A 16,230-nucleotide genomic window follows, 5' to 3' on the forward strand; every position below is an offset into this window, starting at 1 on the left:
CGGGGCGTGCAGCAGGCAGAATTCATCAGCCCGAAACTGCCCGCGATCAGCGACCTTCCGACGGTCGCGGTCGCTTTCGGCGGCGGCGGTGCGCGCGGACTTGCCCACATCCATATCATCGAGACGCTCGACGAACTCGGCATCCGCCCGGTGGCGATATCGGGCTCGTCGATGGGGGCGATCATGGGGGCGGGTATGGCCGCCGGCATGTCGGGGGCCGAAATCCGCGAACATGCGCTGACGACCGTCGGCAACAAGACGGCGGTCGTCGCCCGCATCTGGGGCCTGAGGCCGGCGACGGTGCGCGATGCGGTGGCCAAGGGCATCCGCATCGGCCAGTTCAATCTGGAGCGGATCCTCAAGGCCTTCCTGCCGTCCGAACTGCCGGCCCGCTTTGAGGATCTGTTGGTGCCGATGAAGGTCATCACCACGGATTATTACGGGCAGAACGAGGTCATCATCGAAGACGGCGAGCTGTTTCCGGCGCTCGCCGCCTCATCCGCTATCCCCGCCGTCTTCATGCCGGTGCGCCTGCGCGGCCGGGTGATGATCGACGGCGGCATCAGCAATCCGGTGCCCTATGAACCCCTGATGGATCTTGCCGATATCGTCGTCGGCATCGATGTCGTCGGCGCGCCGGAAGGCGACGGCACCCATATTCCGAACCGCATGGAGAGCATCTTCGGCTCCGGCCAGTTGATGATGCAGACGGCGATCTCGCTGAAGCTGAAACTCTGCCAGCCGCACATCTTCCTGCGCCCGACGGTCGGCCGCACCGGCGTCATGGATTTTTTGAAGGCCCGCGACGTGCTGGCCATGTCGGTCGGCGTCAAGGACGAGCTGAAATTCGCCCTTGACCGGGAAATCGAAGCGCGGCTGAAGCGCTGAAGCATTACTGGGCGTGGCCTTCATGGCCTCCGCCCGCGTCATCCGATGCTTCGTTCATCATCATCATCACCGTGCCCTCGAAGCTTGAGAGCAGTGCAAGCGCGGGGGGATCGATGTTTGCCTCGGCATCGCGCAGTTTCGCAGCCAGCGCGGCCGCGTCATTCGCCGGGAGCCCGATCTTTTGCAGCGTACCGGCATCCTTCAGGCTATCGCCGCTGCAGAGATAGATGCTCCAGCCGTGATGCGTCCTCTTCAACAGGGCGCGTCCGCCGCGTCCGTCCTGCCGCCAGCCGACGATCGCCCAATCGGCCTGAACGGCGACGACCGGCGTGAGCTCCAGGGGCTTGTCCGCCGTTTCGAACATCAGCTTCAGCCTTGCCGGGATCACCTGCTGCGGATCGTCGTCCGCGGACGCCATGGATGCGAAGAGCATGCAGGCAAGAAGAGCAATGATCGACTTCATCTCTTGGTCTCCTTCAGGCGAGAACGCGTTTCAATACGGGCACGAAGCGCACGACGATCTGGTCGAAGGCGATCATGACGACAATGGCAAGCCCGCTCATCGGGAAAGCGACGGCGAAGATAGCGGTAATCACCCATAGGCCGTGGTAGACCGAGCGCCTTGGCGGCATGGGTGGCACGCCGAGCCGGCCCGCCGGGCGCCGTTTCCACCACATGACGACTGCTGTCACGCAGCTGAGCACAATGGCCAGGCAGGTTGCGAGCATCAGCAACTGGTTGAAACGCCCCCATTCCTGTCCCTGGTGGACATTGATGCCCCATTCGATCGCCTTGCCGAGGAGCGGATACTGGCCGAAGCCGATATCGATCAGCGGTTTGCCGGAATACTGGTCGATATGGATGGTGCGTTCGTCTGCGAGATCGTCGGGATAAAGCGAGGCGGTATAGACGCCGGTCTCGTCGGAGGGGATCGCCATGTCGAAACCCGGCGCCATGCCCAGCCGCCTGGCGATCTCCACGGCCCTGTCGAGCCCGATCGGCCTGGCCGATTGCGCTGCGGCGATATCGGAAAGCGGAACCGGCGCTTTCTCGACGATCCAGCCGCTCTTCGGCAGGATGTCCTCGGTGACTTTCTGCGACTTCGGCACGTCGTCCCAGAGCTGGACGGGATAGCCGAGGCCGTGTTCGGTCAGCCAGGCATTGGCATTCGTGCCCCAATAGCCCGACCACGGCATGCCTGTGATCGCCAGGAAGAAGATCAGCAGGCCGGCAAAAGCCCCTGTCACCGCATGCAGATCACGCCAGAAAACCCGGCGCCCCGGCGTTCCCCGCACGCTGACGACGCCACCCGTCTGGCGGCGCGGCCACCAGAGATAAATGCCGGTCGCGACCAGCACCATGGCAAAGCCGCCGGCGATCTCGATCAGCCGGTTCGCCGCCTTGCCAAAATAGGCGAGGCTGTGGATACGCTTGACGACATAATTGAACTCGTCCGTCGACCCGACCACATCGAGCACCTTGCCATCATAGGGATTGACGAAGACCAGCATTGCGCCGGCATCTCCGGAGAGGGTGACAATGGCCGATCGTTCGGGTCCGGCCGGGTCCTTGTAGGCGGTCGCCGTCGAGCCCGGCACGGCGGCGGCGGCGATCGCAGCAACCCTCTCCGCCGGCAGCGCCTGGCCGGCCGGCTGGACAATGTAGCGGTGGGCGAAGACGGTGCTGTTGATCTCGTCCTTGAAGAGATAAAGCGACCCGGTCACGGCCAGATTGAGCATGAAGGGAATGACGAGAAGCCCGGCAAAGAAATGCCAGCGCCAGATGGCGCGGTAGAGCGAAACGCCACTGGCGGCGTGCTGCTCCGGTTCGGCGGCAGTAATAGTCGACATGAGAATGGATCCGAATCCACGGGCGACTGCGGGAGCGCAGCTCGGCCGGCGTTGAAAGGCGTGTTGCGGCGCCTGCCGCAACACGGGAGTTCAGGCAGGGATAGGATCGGAAGGGGGCGCGCGAGGGCCGGTATTGGGCGCAAAGAGCTGGCGATGGAAGGCCCCGGCCCGGATCGGCAATTCAACCGCAACTGCAAAGCCGATCGGCGCGCCGGCCACATCCGTCGGCGCCGGCAGCAGTGTGGCGGCGCCGATCCGGCAGGCTTCGCAGCCATGCGAATGCGCCTTGTCGTGCTCGCCGGTGCCGGATTTGTCGGTGCCTGACTCATCCGCAACGGTCACACAAAGCGTCGGCAGGGTCCCGTCCGGAAGGACGTATTGGGCGAGCTCGGCCGGATCGAACGCGGCGGCGGCAGCAGCGGGGGCCTGGTGGGCGATCCCGACGAAAACAAGCGCGACGGCGCACAGGATGCGCAGTGCCCATTGCTCGATCTGTTTCGCCCGCCTGATCAAATTTCCCTCTCTGATCGCACCGATCGCGCGTTTGAATAAACGCCGCTCTCGTCAGATTCAATGCGTCAATTTCGCAAATGCTCGATGCGTGGTCGAGGAAGCCGTGGCTCTCCTGAGGCTCGATGCAGGTCGAGCAGCTGAAACGCCTCCGACATTGCTTCGATCATCGCTTCGGCTATCAGGTCGGCATCGTTATTGCCGATTTCGAACAGACCAAAGCGGAGTTGATAACCCCAGCCTGGCCGGCCACTTGTGAAGGACAGTCGGTCGAGCAGTGGCCGGATAGGTGTTTCCACCGCCGGCCACCACGCGACATCCCGCCTCCAGGGGTGAAAGTCGGCGCTGACTTCTACCTGATATGCATCGGCTGCCTTGACGATGCCAATTGCCGTAAATGCTTGCAGGCGATCCGTGCCGCCGAATGTTTCGGTCGGCGAGTAGTAGATTACGCGATCGCCGGGCGCGCTCCGCCGAAGCGGAGCCGCCTTTCCGTGACAGACCTGCATGAACCCTGCTTCGCGCCCGGTGCGGACGTGATTTGCTGAGGCAACGGCGATCCAGCTCCGGGACATGACTCAGTTCTCAGTCACGTTATAGACGCGCAGGCGATGCCCATCGGGATCCGCGGCGACAAAGCTGCGGCCGAAATCGAGGTCGCTCGGCGGAAAAAGGATGGTCGTTCCCTTGCCTTGCCATTCGGCATGCAGCGTATCGACCATGTCCGCGGTCGCCACCTTGAAGCCGAGATCACAGCCGCCGCCTGCCGCCGTCGGCGCCGGCTTAACACCCGCTTTGCCCCAGAGACCAAGCGCCAAGCCCGAAGGCAGGACGAACATGGCGAAGGTTGGGCCGGACTCGACGGGATCCAGTCCGAGCAGTTGCTTGTAGAAGCTGGCGCTTTTTGGCGCGTCGGTTACGAAGAGGAGAATGCTGTTGCTGTCGATCATGGTAGGCTCCTGTTTGTGGGACAGGAGGGCTTCTACAGATACCTACTGACAGGATCTGGCAGTAGCAACCGTCTGAGCGATGTCGTTCTACGCGTCCGCTGTCGCGTCCGCCGTGCCCGCCAGCGGGTCTTCCTCGAAAAGATCGGCGGCGCGCTTCGGTTTGACCAGCGGTTCGGGTCGCACCGGATGGGAAAACAGCATGTCGCGTCCGGCCTGCAACCCTTCGGTGACCTGCAGGGCAAGCCGCGCCTCGTCGCGCTTGCGGATATCCTCGCCGATCTCATAGGCGTCGACCTCGGAGACGCCGAGCGCCTCCAGCGTCCGCCGTCCGAAGAGCAGGCCCGATTCCAGCGTTTCGCGCAGCTCGTAATCGACGCCCTTGTTGCGCAGCTCGATCGAATGGATGCGGTCGTAGGAGCGCACATAGAGCCTTGTGTGCGGATAGTCGGCCTGCACCAGTTCCACCACCTTGTCGGTGATCTCCTTCTTCTGCGTGCAGACGAGCACGATCTTTGCCCGGTCGATGCCGGCCGAGCGCAGCACGTCCTTGCGCATGCCGTCGCCGAAATAGATGCGGAAGCCGAAGGAGGAGGCTTGGCGGATGCGGTCGGCCGAAAAATCGATGACGGTGACGCTGCGCCCGCCGGCAAGCAGGATCTGGGCGGCGATCTGGCCGAAGCGCGAGAAGCCGACCATCAGCACGTCGGCGCCCGCACCCTCGAAATCCTCGTCCAGCTCCTCCTGTGCGTCGCCGCTGAGCAGCCGCTTCGAAAGGGCCGCTCCGATCGGTGTCAGCGCCATGGAGAGCGTGACGATCGCCACCAGCAGCGATGCCGTGCTCGTCGACATCAGCCCGGTCGCTCCCGCCGTTGTGAACAGCACGAAGCCGAATTCACCGCCCTGCGGCAGCAGGAAGGCAATGCGGATCGCGTCATCGTGCGGCGAGCCGGAGATCCGGCAGAGCCCATAGATGATGGTCGCCTTGACGGCCATGACGATCGGCACGGCGACGATGACGAAGAGCGCATTATCGAAGAGAACGTCGAGCTCCAGCGACAGGCCGACGGCGATGAAGAAGATGGCGAGCAGTACGCCGCGGAACGGCTCGATATCGGCCTCCAACTCGTGCCGATACGAGGATTCGGCCAGCATCACGCCGGAGAGAAAGGCACCCATCGCCATTGAAAGTCCGGCAAGCTGCATCAGGCTTGCCGATCCCATGACGACGAAGAGGGCGGCAGCGATCATTGCCTCGCGCGCGCCGGTGCGGGCGATGACCTGGAAGAGCGGCGTCAGCAGGTAGCGTCCGGCGACGACCATCGCCGCCACCGCGCCGACGGCGACCGCAAAATCGGTCAGCGGTGCGTTGCTGGCTTTGTCGCTGCCGTCGAGGACGGTGATCAGCGCCAAGAGCGGCACGATCGCCAGATCCTGGAACAAGAGCATCGAGAAGGAACGCTGCCCGTATCTCGTATTGACGTCGCCGTCGCCCTCGAGGATCTGCATGGCGAAGGCGGTCGAAGACAGCGCCAGGCCGAAGCCGGCGACGATGCTGCCGCGCCAGTCGAGAACGCCGGAGAGAAAGGCAAGCGCAGTCAGCGCCAGCCCCGTCACCACCACCTGCGCCGTGCCGAGGCCGAAAATGTCGCGCCGCATCTGCCAGAGGCGGCTGGGCTTCAATTCCAGCCCGATGATGAACAGCAGGAAGACGACGCCGAGCTCGGCGACGCCGAGGATCTGTTCGCCGTCGGTAATGCCGTGGAAGACAGGACCGATAACGATGCCGGCAGCAAGATAGCCGAGGACGGTGCCGAGCCCGAGCCTCTTGAAGATCGGAGCGGCGACCACCGCACCGCCGAGCAGCAGGATCGTTTCGGAAAAAAGGTCATTGGGCGCTGACATGCTGGCAATTTCTTTCAGGTGGCGGGAAACATCCGGCAGCTCTGATAAAGAATCGGCGGCGGCGGCCTTGATGCATGGGAGAGTGCACAATAAATGGAAGCCGAAGGAAAGGCCAAATCATGTCCTCTGAAATCGATTCCTCGACACTTCTTTCCCGCGCAAGTCAATTGATCGATCTGGCAAGGAAGGCAGGGGCCGACGCCGCCGACGCCGTCGTCGTTCGCTCGCGGTCGCAATCGGTCAGCGTTCGTCTTGGCAAGGTCGAGGGAACGGAATCCTCCGAAAGCGATGATTTTTCCCTGCGCGTCTTCATCGGCAAACGCGTCGCCAGCGTTTCGGCCAATCCGGGCTTCGATCTGCAGGCGCTTGCCGAACGCGCCGTCGCCATGGCCAGGGTTTCCCCGGAGGATCCCTTCGCATGCCTCGCCGATGAGGCGAGCCTTGCGAAATCATATCCCAACCTGCAATTGTTCGATGCCACAGAGGTGTCCTCCGAGATGCTGCGCGAGGCGGCTCTTGCCGCCGAGGCTGCGGCCCTTGCGGTCAAAGGTGTGACCAATTCCTCCGGCGCCGGCGCATCCGCCGGCATGGGCGGCCTTGTCCTCGCCACCTCGCACGGTTTTGCGGGCAGCTATATGGGCTCCCGGTTCGGCCATTCCGTCAGCGTCATCGCTGGCGAAGGCACCGGCATGGAACGCGACTATGATTTCGACAGCCGCCTCTATTATGCCGAGCTCGACGACCCTGCCGACATCGGCCGCCGTGCCGGCGAACGGGTGGTGAAGCGTATCAATCCGCGCCAGGTGCCGACCGGCAAGAACGTCACCGTCATCTTCGACCCGCGTGTCGCCCGCGGCTTCGTCGGCCATATCGCCGGCGCGATCAATGGCGCCGCCGTCGCCCGCAAGACCAGTTTCCTGCGCGACAGGATGGGTCAGCAGGTGCTGAAGTCGGGCCTGTCGATCACCGACGATCCGCTGATCGTGCGCGGCCCCGCCTCGCGGCCCTTCGACGGCGAGGGTGTGTCCGGCGAGCGGCTGGCGATGATCGAGGACGGTGTTCTGAAGCACTGGTTCCTTTCGACCTCGACCGGCCGCGAGCTCGGCCTTCCAACCAATGGCCGCGGCGTGCGCGGCGGCACCGCCGTTTCGCCGTCCTCCACCAACCTCGCCCTCGAACCCGGCGACATCTCGCCGGAGGAGCTGATCCGCAGCGTCGGCAACGGCTTTTACGTCACCGAACTGATCGGCCACGGCGTCAACATGATCACCGGCGAATACAGCCGCGGTGCCACCGGCTTCTGGATCGAGAACGGCGAACTCACTTTCCCGGTTTCCGAGGTGACGATTGCCTCGAACCTCAAGGACATGTTCATGCGCCTGACGCCGGCAAACGACGTCGACCGCAAGTTCGGCGTCGCCGCACCCACCCTCGCCATCGAAGGCATGACCCTCGCGGGACAGTGAGGAGCGGCGAGAAGGAAGTGATTGACGCGATGAGCGATAGCGAAAAGCTCCGCTGGCAGGGCGATCTCGCCTTGATCGCCGAGGCTGCGAAGGAGGCCGGCGCGGTCGCCTTTGGCTTCTTCAACCAGTCTCCCGAGGTCTGGTGGAAGAACGGGGATCGCTCGCCCGTCAGCGCTGCCGATTTCGCCGCCAACAAGACGCTCGAGTCGATCCTGCGCAAGGCCCGTCCGGATTACGGCTGGTTGTCGGAGGAAACGGAGGACGATGCCGAGCGCCTCTCGCGCGAGACGCTGTTCATTATCGATCCGATCGACGGTACACGCGCTTTTCTCGCCGGGCAGAAGGTCTGGTGCGTCAGCGTCGCGGTCGTCCATCGCGGCCGGCCGGTCGCCGGCGTGCTCTACGCCCCGGCGCTCGAAGAGCTTTATGAGGCCGCCGATGGCAGCGCGGCGCTGAAGAACGGCGAGCCCTTCATCGTCTCCGCCGCAGGGCCGGAGGAGACGAGCCGGCTGGCGATCGGCGAAGACGTGCTGAAGACCCTTCCCGCGACGTTCCGCGAGCGGGTCAGGCGCGAAAAACATGTTCCGTCGCTTGCCTATCGCATCGCCATGGTGGCGGACGGCCGCCTCGAAGCCACCTTCGTCAAGGGCAATTCACATGATTGGGACCTTGCCGCCGCCGATCTGATCCTTAGCCGTGCCGGCGGCCGCCTCGTCGACCTCGACGGGAATCCGGTCGTCTATAATCGCTCCGAAGTCACCCACAAGGTGCTGTGTGCGGCGCCGGCGCCTCGCATCGATGAGTTCCTTGCGGCCTTTGCCGGGCGACGAGACAGTTGACGTTTCCGTCAAAATCCCGCAGATGGGGTGGCGGAGGAGAATGGGCAGAAAGAGAACAAGAAAATGACTGAGTCCGGTGACAAGAAGCAGCTTTTGCATCTCGTTTTTGGCGGCGAACTGGAAAGTCTCGATGACGTCCAGTTCCGTGACCTGAAGGGTCTCGATATCGTCGGCATCTTTCCCGATTATGCCACGGCGCTGACGGCCTGGAAGGCGAAGGCGCAGCAGACGGTCGACAATGCGCATATGCGCTATTTCATTGTCCACATGCATCGTTTGCTCGATCCGCAGGAAAAGGCCGGCGGCCACTGACCTCGGCCATCGATTCCCCACCAAGTGCCGGCGGCGGCTGCCATCGGTCGCGCCGGCTTGCTGCATCGGGCGCCGTCGATCCGGATCGTTTGACGCATTCTGAACAAATTAATCGGCCATTTCGGCCGCAACGATAATCAGGGAATGGGTTTGATGTCGATCGTCTTGGATCGGAGGCTGGCGCAATGAGCTCCCGGATGGCGCGGTTCGGTCTGAGCGCATATCGTCTGGCGGGAACCGTAGCCTCTCCGGTCGTCGGCCTTTATATCACCTACCGCACGGCCAAGGGCAAGGAAGACCGCGCGCGCCGCCTGGAACGCTTCGGCTATCCGAGCGCCAACCGGCCGCAAGGCCCGCTCGTCTGGTTTCATGCCGCAAGTGTGGGCGAAACCAATGCCGTCATTCCGCTGATCCGCGAAATCCGCCGCCGCGATATTCACGTCATCCTGACGACCGGCACCATCACTTCGGCCAGGCTCGCCGCCGAGCGCCTCGGTGATGAAGCGATCCATCAATATGTGCCGCTCGATCTGAAGCCGTCGGTCAGCCGCTTTCTCGATTATTGGCAGCCCGATTGCGCCATCATCGCCGAATCCGAGATCTGGCCGGCAACCGTGCTGGAGCTCGGCCGCCGCCGCATTCCGCAGATCCTGATCAATGCCCGCATGTCGGACCGCTCCTTTGCCCGCTGGCGCCGCCGCCCAGCGATTGCCGAAGCCCTGTTCGAAAATCTCGCCCTCGTCATCGCCCAGTCCGATGTCGATGCCGAGCGTTTCCGCGATCTCGGCGCCGTTCCCGTCATCACCTCGGGCAATCTCAAGGTCGATACCGACGCTCCGCCCTATGACAGCGCTGTCCTCGCCCGCTACAAGAAGCAGATCGGCGATCGTAAGACCTGGGCGGCGATTTCGACCTTCGACGGCGAGGAGAATGCCGCCGGCATTGTCCATCGCGCCCTGAAGGAACGTGACCGCCAGTTGACGATCATCGTGCCGCGCCATCCCGAACGCAGCGACGAGATCGAGGCGGCTCTGGTCAAGCAGGGCCTCAAGGTCGCCCGCCGCACCCGCGACGACGTCCTGTCGGCCGATATCGATATATTCCTCGGCGATACGATCGGTGAAATGGGCCTTTATCTTCGCCTGACGGAGATCGCCTTCGTCGGTCGTTCGCTGTTTGCCGAAGGCGGCCAAAACCCGCTGGAGCCGGCCATGCTTGGCTGCGCCATCCTCTCCGGCGGCAATGTTCAGAATTTCCGCGAGGCCTATCAGAAGCTTGCCCGCAGCGGCAGCGCCCGCATGGTGCGCGATACCGAAATGCTGGCCAAGGGTGTGCATTACCTTTTGATCAATGACGACGCCCGCCGCAAGATGATCGAAGCCGGCATCGCCACCGTGCACGAGATGCGCGGCGCGCTCACGGCGACGGTGAAGGGGCTGGAACCCTATATCAATCCGCTGACGGTCAAGGCGCGCCTGCTGCCCAAAGCCGTCGCCCAGCTCTGAGGAGGCGCGATGTCAGGCCCGGCGCGTATCAAAGGGATCCTCTTCGACAAGGACGGCACGCTGCTCGACTATGACGAGAGCTGGTTGCCGGTCAATCGCGAGCTTGCCCGCATCGCCGCCGAGGGCGATCCGCTTCTCGCAGACCGGTTGCTTTTCGCTTGCGGCATGGATCCTCAGACCGGCCATATCGTTCCCGACAGCCTACTCGCTGCCGGCAATACCCGACAGATTGCCGAGGGGCTCGTCGCCGCCGGCTCGATGGTCGATGTCGGCGAACTGACGACCCGCCTCGACGATCTCTTTTCCGGCGCTGCCGAGTTTTCCGTGCCGGTGACCGATCTTGCCGGCTTCTTCGCAAGGCTGCATCGGCGCGGCTTCAAGCTCGGCGTCGCCTCTAGCGACAACGAGCGCTCCATCCGCCAGACGGCCGAACGCTTCGGTTTTGATCGCTATGTCGATTACATCGCCGGCTACGACAGCGGTTTCGGCGTCAAGCCGGAACCCGGCATGGTGCTCGGCTTCTGCGCCGCGACCGGTCTTTTGCCGGAAGAGGTCGCGATCGTCGGCGACAACAATCATGATCTGCATATGGGCCTGAATGCCGGGACGGGGCTCAGGATTGCGGTGCTGACCGGCACCGGCTCGCGCGATTCGCTTGCCGCCGCTGCCGATCATGTGCTCGACGATATCACGGCCATCGAGTCATTGCTGCCGGACCTGCAACCGGCTTAAACCGCGCGCGATCTTGGCAAGGACTTGCATTTTCACCGGTTTTGGCTTCTCAATCCGGCCGGTCGAAAAGCAAGGGGCCGGTTCTGAAGCCGGGCAGGGGAGCGGGACGGCACGATGATATCCGAAGCGCCGCCGTTCTGGTGGAGGAAAGCCGATTGGCGGGCCTGGATACTGGCGCCGCTTTCCTTTCTCTACGGCCGTGTCGCCGGCTACCGAATGGCCCATGCGCGCCGCGCCTCCGTATCCATTCCCGTCATCTGCGTCGGCAATTTCACCGTCGGCGGCGCCGGCAAGACGCCGACGGCGCTGACGATCGCCCGCGCCGCAAAGGCGAAAGGCCTGAAACCCGGCTTTCTCAGCCGGGGCTACGGCGGCTCGCTCGACGTGACGACGGTGGTCGATCCTCATCATCACCGGGCCGTCGCCGTCGGCGACGAGCCGCTGCTGCTTGCCCAGGAGGCGTTGACGGTGATTTCCCGGCGGCGCATCGAGGGGGCTCGGCGCCTGGTCGCGGAAGGCGCCGACCTCATCATCATGGATGACGGTTTCCAGAGCGCCCGGCTGGCGATCGACTATGCCCTGCTCGTCATCGACGCGACGCGCGGTCTCGGCAACGGCCATATCGTGCCGGCCGGCCCGGTCCGCGCCCCGATCCGCCAGCAGTTGCGCTCGGCGACGGCTCTGCTCAAGGTCGGCGGCGGCCATGCAGCCGACAGGATCGTCCGCATGGCGGCGCGCGCGGCAAAGCCTTATTTCACAGCATCGCTCAAGGTACGCGGCGCCGATAGGCTCGCCGGCGTCAGGGTGCTGGCCTTTGCCGGCATCGCCGATCCCGCCAAATTCTTCCGTACCGTCGAATCGCGCGGCGCCGAAATCACAGTCGCCAAGACCTTCGGCGACCACGAGCACCTGACCGAGGAAGAGATCGGCGATATCCTGACGACAGCCGAGCGCCAGGATCTTCTGATCGTCACCACCGCGAAGGATTTCGTCCGCCTGTCCGGCCATCACGGCAAGTCGGAAGAGCTGGCGCAAAAGTGCCGGGTCATCGAAGTGGACATGGTCTTCGACGATCACCTCGCTCCAGGCTTAATCATCGACCGGGCAATAGTCGCCTGCCGCGAACGGCGCCTGCGGGAGATGAAGGCGAAAAAATAAAGACCTGAAGCGCAAGCAGCGACTCTGAACAATCGCGACGCGCCTGCTTTAGCGCCGCTGGTTCGGCAGCACGCCGGCGCGTTTGTCGCCTTCGATCGCCGAGATCACGTCGGCATAGGGTTCCTGGCGGGCGACGCTCCAGTAGCGCAGTTCGTCAAGCGGAATTTGTTTTCCGGTCATCGCGCAGACGACATAGGAGCCGGGCGAGACAATCTGGAAATCGCCGTCGAGATAGCGGATCTTCGCCTCGCGGTTTCCGTGCCCTTCGAACAAATTCATGCGCTCCGTTCCCTGCTGCCTGTCATGCGTCTGCCATACTCCCGCAGCAGCGGCTTTGCCAGCTTTTTTAGCTTCTGCCGAAAAGCCGCTCGATATCGCTGAGCTTCAATTCGATATAGGTCGGCCGGCCATGATTGCACTGGCCGGAGCCGGGCGTCACTTCCATTTCTCTCAGCAGCGCGTTCATTTCCTCCGGCCGCAGGCGCCGTCCGGAGCGAACTGATCCATGGCAGGCCATGGTCGCCGCCACATATTCGAGCTTTGCCGACAGGCCGGACGCCGTGTCCCATTCGGCGATCTCGTCGGCAAGCTGGCGGATGAGGCCATGGGCATCGACCTCGCCGAGCATTGCCGGCGTTTCGCGCACGGCGATCGCCCCGGGACCGAAGCGCTCGATTGCCAGGCCGAGTTCCGAAAGCTCGGCCGCATGCTGCATCAGCCGGTCGCAATCCTCCTCGGGAATATCGATGATCTCAGGGATGAGCAGCACCTGCGAGGCCAGCCGCTTCGAGTGGAGCGCCTTGCGCATCGCCTCGAAGACCAGCCGCTCATGTGCCGCATGCTGGTCGACGATGACGAGCCCGTCCTCGGTCTGGGCGACGATGTAGTTGGCATGGATTTGCGCTCGCGCCGCGCCGAGCGGATAGCGCCCGGTTGCTTCGGGAGAGGCCGGTTCGGGCGCGGCCGGCTGCGGCGAAGGCGGCGGCTCGGCCCGCGCAGTCGGCATTGATAATCCGTCGAAAGAGGCCTGCGGCCGTTCGCTGAGACCGCTTGCCGGCTGGTAGGGCCGAAAGGGCGAGGTTTCGGCCGACCATGGCGCTTGCGGCCGCTGCGCAAAAGGTTGGAAGCCGGGGCGAAAGGCGCGCAGCATCTCGCTCGCTCCTGTTGTCGCTGCTCGGCTGCCATCGCGCGCCAGCGCCTCGCGGATGGCGCCGACGATCAGGCCGCGCACCAGGCCCGGGTCGCGGAAGCGCACGTCGGATTTAGCCGGATGCACGTTGACGTCGACGAGAGCCGGATCAAGCGTGATCGACAGCACCGCCACCGGATAGCGTCCTGAAGGAATCGTCTCGGCATAGGCGCCGCGGATCGCCGAGAGGATCAGCTTGTCCTGCACCGGCCGGCCGTTGACGAAGGCATATTGATGAGCGGAGTTGCCGCGATTGAAGGTCGGCACACCGGCAAAGCCGGTCAGCGCGATATCCTCGCGCACGGCATCGAGGAGAATGGCGTTGTCGCGGAATTCCTGGCCGAGCACCTGCGCCATGCGCGCCAGATGATCGTCGCCCGTCGCCGGAAATTCCAGCGTCGTGCGGTCCGAACCCGACAGCACGAAGCGCACGGCGGGAAAGGCAATCGCCATGCGCTTGACGATTTCGGTAATAGCGCCGGCCTCGGCCTTTTCGCTCTTCAGAAATTTCAGCCGCGCCGGCGTGGCGAAGAACAGGTCGCGCACTTCGACGATGGTGCCGGGATTGGCGGCGGCCGGCCGGAGATGCACGATCTTGCCGCCGGCAACGGTGATCTCGTGGCCGCCGGCGCTGTCGCGCCTGCGGCTGGCGATGCTGAGCCTGGCGATGGAACCGATCGACGGCAGCGCCTCGCCGCGGAAGCCGAGTGTGCGGATATCCTCGAGCGTCTCGGAGATCTTCGAGGTGCAGTGGCGCCGGACCGCCAGTTCCAGATCGGCCGCCTCCATGCCGGAGCCGTTGTCGCTCACCCGCAGCAGCGCCTTGCCGCCGCCTGCCGTGGCGATCTCGATGCGCGTCGCCCCGGCGTCGAGCGCGTTTTCGATCAGTTCCTTGGCAGCGCTCGCCGGCCGTTCGATGACCTCGCCGGCGGCGATCTGGTTGATGAGCGTTTCGGAGAGCTGTCTGATGGCCATGGGCTATTTTCGGGGATTCGCGGGCTGGAGGGAAGGGGATTCCATAGGCTTTACAGAAGCGTGATCTGTGGCTCCCCAGTTTCGACTGATCGGCGGTGTTAAGCCGGTTTTAACAGAAAAATGGCATTTTTATTCATATACCTCCGGAAGCTGCGAAAATCGAACAAATGTGGGACGCAAGAGAATGAGTGCCGGCTTCGAAAAGGCGGACACGTCATCGGAAGTCGACGGGACTCCCGCCGAGGCCGATCTGCAGACGGCGCTTTTCGATGTCGTATGCGACGGTCTTTCGGCAGCGTTCATCATCTACGACAAGAACGATCACCTGATCTTCGCAAGCCGCCAGATCCTCGAATTCTTCCCGCTGCCGGCCGAGATGCTGAAGCCGGGCACACGGCTGCGCGATTTCCTGGGCGCGATCTACGATACCGGCGTTCGTCAGCAATATGATGTCAGGCAGGGCGGCTCGCTCAGCCGCGAGGACTGGCTGTCGCAGAAGATTGCCTCGCATTGGCGCGAGCGCTTCGATGCGGTCGAGCGTCATGGCGCCGACAGCTGGGTCCGCTTCGTCAAGCGCAGGCTGCCGGGCGGTTACGGCGTCACCATCGTCTCGGACATTTCCGAAGACAAGAAGCGCGAGGAGCAGTGGCGCTCGGATCTGGAACGGGTGCAGCTCACCGAGGATATTCTCGACAATCTGCCGTTTCCGCTTTTCGTCAAGGACCGCAATCTTACCTATGTCGCGGTCAATCTCGCCTTCTGCGAGAAGTACCAGACCACCGCCGACGAGGTGCTCGGACGCAAGAGCGGCGATCTTTTTTCGCCCGAGATCGCCAAACGCTTCGAAGAAAGCGACCGTCACGTGCTGGAAACCGGCGAGATGTCGATCTCCCGCCAGCGACAGATCTCCCGAGACGGCATCGAGCGTGACATCGTCAGCCGCAAGCACCGTATCGGCAAGCCCGGTCGCTATTTCCTGGTGTCGACGACGCAGGACCTGCCGCGCGACGGCGCTGATCTCGAGGAGTTCGACCGCGCCTCGGCGATGACCACATCCGCCAACCAGAGCTATCGCCGCGCCTATGTGCCGGTGCCGAGCGCGGTGGAGCGTCGCGAGCCGGCGGCGATGGAAGCGATCGTTCCGGAGAATTTCTCCGGCCGCAAGATCCTTGTCGTCACCGCCGACCTCGCCGCCGAGGCCGCGGCCTTGCGCACGCTGTCGAAATACGGTTTCGAATCCTGTTCGGTGCGCGGCGAGGACGAGGAGGAGCGCTTCCTGGAAATCGCCACCTCCTCCGGCATCTCGCTCGATCTCTTGATCATCGACAATCAGATGGGCATGCGCTGCCTCGAGCTCTCCGAGCAATACGGCATACCGGCGCTCGTCATGGACGGCTTCCAGATCGCCAACGAACTCACCTTCCAGATCGCCCGCCATTTCAATCGCAACAGCCGCAACGACGGCGCCGGCACGGATGCCGATTGGGAAATCAGCATCTCCGATGACATGGTCGGCCTGCAGGTTCTCGTCGCCGAAGACAATGATATCAACCAGATCGTCTTCACACAGATCCTCGAGGGACTCGGTTATCGCCATATGATCGCTGCGACTGGCGACGAGGTCGTGCGCCTCTGGGCCGAACACAGGCCGCAGGTGGTGCTGATGGATATTTCCCTGCCGGGCTTCAACGGCTTCGAAGCCGCGCGCCTGATCCGGCAGATGGAGGAAGTCGGGGCCGCAGCTCGCACCCCGATCATCGGCGTGCTTACCCAGGCCTTCGAGCGCGATCGAGCCGAATGCGTCAAATCGGGTATGGACGATGTCATCATGAAACCCGTCAGCCCCGACATGCTCGAGGCGATATTTCAGAAATATCTGGTGGAAGAGGGCGCCCGGGTTCGAACGAGCGCGTGATACTGAAATATGGCCGTCTCCTCATGACGGCATCCTGGT

The 16,230-nt window shown here is 63.6% G+C and carries 16 protein-coding genes; 8 read left to right on the forward strand and 8 right to left on the reverse strand.

The features are described from left to right. Window positions 1-6: 6 nt before the first annotated feature. A complete protein-coding gene (locus GGI60_RS22540; RefSeq protein ID WP_183918656.1) occupies window positions 7-888 on the forward strand; it encodes a patatin-like phospholipase family protein in 882 nt (293 codons plus the stop codon). Between the two features lie 4 nt (window positions 889-892). Here GGI60_RS22540 and GGI60_RS22545 read toward each other — a convergent pair whose 3' ends face one another. From GGI60_RS22545 to GGI60_RS22570, 6 genes are all read right to left on the reverse strand, one after another. Then, window positions 893-1,351, reverse strand: coding sequence for a copper uptake system-associated protein (locus GGI60_RS22545; RefSeq protein WP_183918657.1), 459 nt, complete (start codon window positions 1,349-1,351; stop codon window positions 893-895). Between the two features lie 13 nt (window positions 1,352-1,364). Beyond that, on the reverse strand, window positions 1,365-2,738 hold the full coding sequence (locus GGI60_RS22550) for a PepSY-associated TM helix domain-containing protein (protein ID WP_183918658.1): 1,374 nt from the start codon (window positions 2,736-2,738) through the stop codon (window positions 1,365-1,367). Between the two features lie 90 nt (window positions 2,739-2,828). Continuing rightward, window positions 2,829-3,251 (reverse strand): DUF2946 family protein, encoded by a 423-nt coding sequence (locus tag GGI60_RS22555; protein WP_183918659.1) that lies wholly within the window; start codon window positions 3,249-3,251, stop codon window positions 2,829-2,831. A gap of 65 nt (window positions 3,252-3,316) precedes the next feature. Continuing rightward, window positions 3,317-3,823 carry an EVE domain-containing protein gene (locus GGI60_RS22560; RefSeq protein WP_183918660.1) on the reverse strand — a complete coding sequence of 169 codons (507 nt, stop codon included), beginning with the start codon at window positions 3,821-3,823 and terminating at the stop codon, window positions 3,317-3,319. 3 nt (window positions 3,824-3,826) lie between these two features. Beyond that, entirely contained in the window at window positions 3,827-4,198 is a 372-nt protein-coding gene (locus GGI60_RS22565) for a VOC family protein (RefSeq protein WP_183918661.1), read from the reverse strand. A gap of 87 nt (window positions 4,199-4,285) precedes the next feature. Continuing rightward, window positions 4,286-6,100 (reverse strand): monovalent cation:proton antiporter-2 (CPA2) family protein, encoded by a 1,815-nt coding sequence (locus GGI60_RS22570; protein WP_183918662.1) that lies wholly within the window; start codon window positions 6,098-6,100, stop codon window positions 4,286-4,288. 119 nt (window positions 6,101-6,219) lie between these two features. Here GGI60_RS22570 and GGI60_RS22575 point away from each other — a divergent pair, with 119 nt between their 5' ends. The 6 genes from GGI60_RS22575 to lpxK all read left to right on the forward strand — a co-directional run bounded on the left by GGI60_RS22575 (window position 6,220) and on the right by lpxK (window position 12,112). Beyond that, window positions 6,220-7,566: a TldD/PmbA family protein gene (locus GGI60_RS22575; protein WP_183918663.1), complete on the forward strand. Its 1,347-nt coding sequence runs from the start codon at window positions 6,220-6,222 to the stop codon at window positions 7,564-7,566. 29 nt (window positions 7,567-7,595) lie between these two features. Continuing rightward, window positions 7,596-8,405, forward strand: a complete 810-nt coding sequence (locus tag GGI60_RS22580) for a 3'(2'),5'-bisphosphate nucleotidase CysQ (protein WP_183918664.1) — start codon at window positions 7,596-7,598, stop codon at window positions 8,403-8,405. 63 nt (window positions 8,406-8,468) lie between these two features. Next, entirely contained in the window at window positions 8,469-8,717 is a 249-nt protein-coding gene (locus GGI60_RS22585) for a DUF4170 domain-containing protein (protein WP_004673745.1), read from the forward strand. Window positions 8,718-8,902: 185 nt separating this feature from the next. Then, entirely contained in the window at window positions 8,903-10,222 is a 1,320-nt protein-coding gene (waaA, locus tag GGI60_RS22590; protein ID WP_183918665.1) for a lipid IV(A) 3-deoxy-D-manno-octulosonic acid transferase, read from the forward strand. 9 nt (window positions 10,223-10,231) lie between these two features. Further along, on the forward strand, window positions 10,232-10,954 hold the full coding sequence (locus tag GGI60_RS22595) for an HAD family hydrolase (protein ID WP_183918666.1): 723 nt from the start codon (window positions 10,232-10,234) through the stop codon (window positions 10,952-10,954). A 114-nt stretch (window positions 10,955-11,068) separates the two neighbouring features. After that, window positions 11,069-12,112, forward strand: a complete 1,044-nt coding sequence (gene lpxK / locus GGI60_RS22600; protein ID WP_183918667.1) for a tetraacyldisaccharide 4'-kinase — start codon at window positions 11,069-11,071, stop codon at window positions 12,110-12,112. Between the two features lie 48 nt (window positions 12,113-12,160). Here lpxK and GGI60_RS22605 read toward each other — a convergent pair whose 3' ends face one another. Continuing rightward, window positions 12,161-12,391 (reverse strand): DUF2093 domain-containing protein, encoded by a 231-nt coding sequence (locus GGI60_RS22605; protein ID WP_183918668.1) that lies wholly within the window; start codon window positions 12,389-12,391, stop codon window positions 12,161-12,163. A 67-nt stretch (window positions 12,392-12,458) separates the two neighbouring features. Then, window positions 12,459-14,276, reverse strand: a complete 1,818-nt coding sequence (gene mutL, locus GGI60_RS22610) for a DNA mismatch repair endonuclease MutL (protein ID WP_183918669.1) — start codon at window positions 14,274-14,276, stop codon at window positions 12,459-12,461. A 184-nt stretch (window positions 14,277-14,460) separates the two neighbouring features. Between mutL and GGI60_RS22615 the strand changes: the two genes are divergently transcribed. Continuing rightward, a complete protein-coding gene (locus tag GGI60_RS22615) occupies window positions 14,461-16,191 on the forward strand; it encodes a response regulator (protein ID WP_183918670.1) in 1,731 nt (576 codons plus the stop codon). Window positions 16,192-16,230: the final 39 nt, after the last annotated feature.

It is taken from the genome of Rhizobium lentis, assembly GCF_014200175.1.
Lineage (GTDB): Bacteria > Pseudomonadota > Alphaproteobacteria > Rhizobiales > Rhizobiaceae > Rhizobium > Rhizobium mulingense.

Coding starts and splice junctions, on each gene's coding strand:
- GGI60_RS22575 (WP_183918663.1), top strand. CDS start 6,220: ATGTCCTCTGAAATCGATTCCTCGACACTTCTTTCCCGCGCAAGTCAA.
- GGI60_RS22560 (WP_183918660.1), bottom strand. CDS start 3,823: ATGTCCCGGAGCTGGATCGCCGTTGCCTCAGCAAATCACGTCCGCACC.
- GGI60_RS22615 (WP_183918670.1), top strand. CDS start 14,461: ATGAGTGCCGGCTTCGAAAAGGCGGACACGTCATCGGAAGTCGACGGG.
- GGI60_RS22570 (WP_183918662.1), bottom strand. CDS start 6,100: ATGTCAGCGCCCAATGACCTTTTTTCCGAAACGATCCTGCTGCTCGGC.
- GGI60_RS22545 (WP_183918657.1), bottom strand. CDS start 1,351: ATGAAGTCGATCATTGCTCTTCTTGCCTGCATGCTCTTCGCATCCATG.
- lpxK (WP_183918667.1), top strand. CDS start 11,069: ATGATATCCGAAGCGCCGCCGTTCTGGTGGAGGAAAGCCGATTGGCGG.
- GGI60_RS22580 (WP_183918664.1), top strand. CDS start 7,596: ATGAGCGATAGCGAAAAGCTCCGCTGGCAGGGCGATCTCGCCTTGATC.
- GGI60_RS22550 (WP_183918658.1), bottom strand. CDS start 2,738: ATGTCGACTATTACTGCCGCCGAACCGGAGCAGCACGCCGCCAGTGGC.
- waaA (WP_183918665.1), top strand. CDS start 8,903: ATGAGCTCCCGGATGGCGCGGTTCGGTCTGAGCGCATATCGTCTGGCG.
- GGI60_RS22595 (WP_183918666.1), top strand. CDS start 10,232: ATGTCAGGCCCGGCGCGTATCAAAGGGATCCTCTTCGACAAGGACGGC.
- mutL (WP_183918669.1), bottom strand. CDS start 14,276: ATGGCCATCAGACAGCTCTCCGAAACGCTCATCAACCAGATCGCCGCC.
- GGI60_RS22585 (WP_004673745.1), top strand. CDS start 8,469: ATGACTGAGTCCGGTGACAAGAAGCAGCTTTTGCATCTCGTTTTTGGC.
- GGI60_RS22565 (WP_183918661.1), bottom strand. CDS start 4,198: ATGATCGACAGCAACAGCATTCTCCTCTTCGTAACCGACGCGCCAAAA.
- GGI60_RS22605 (WP_183918668.1), bottom strand. CDS start 12,391: ATGAATTTGTTCGAAGGGCACGGAAACCGCGAGGCGAAGATCCGCTAT.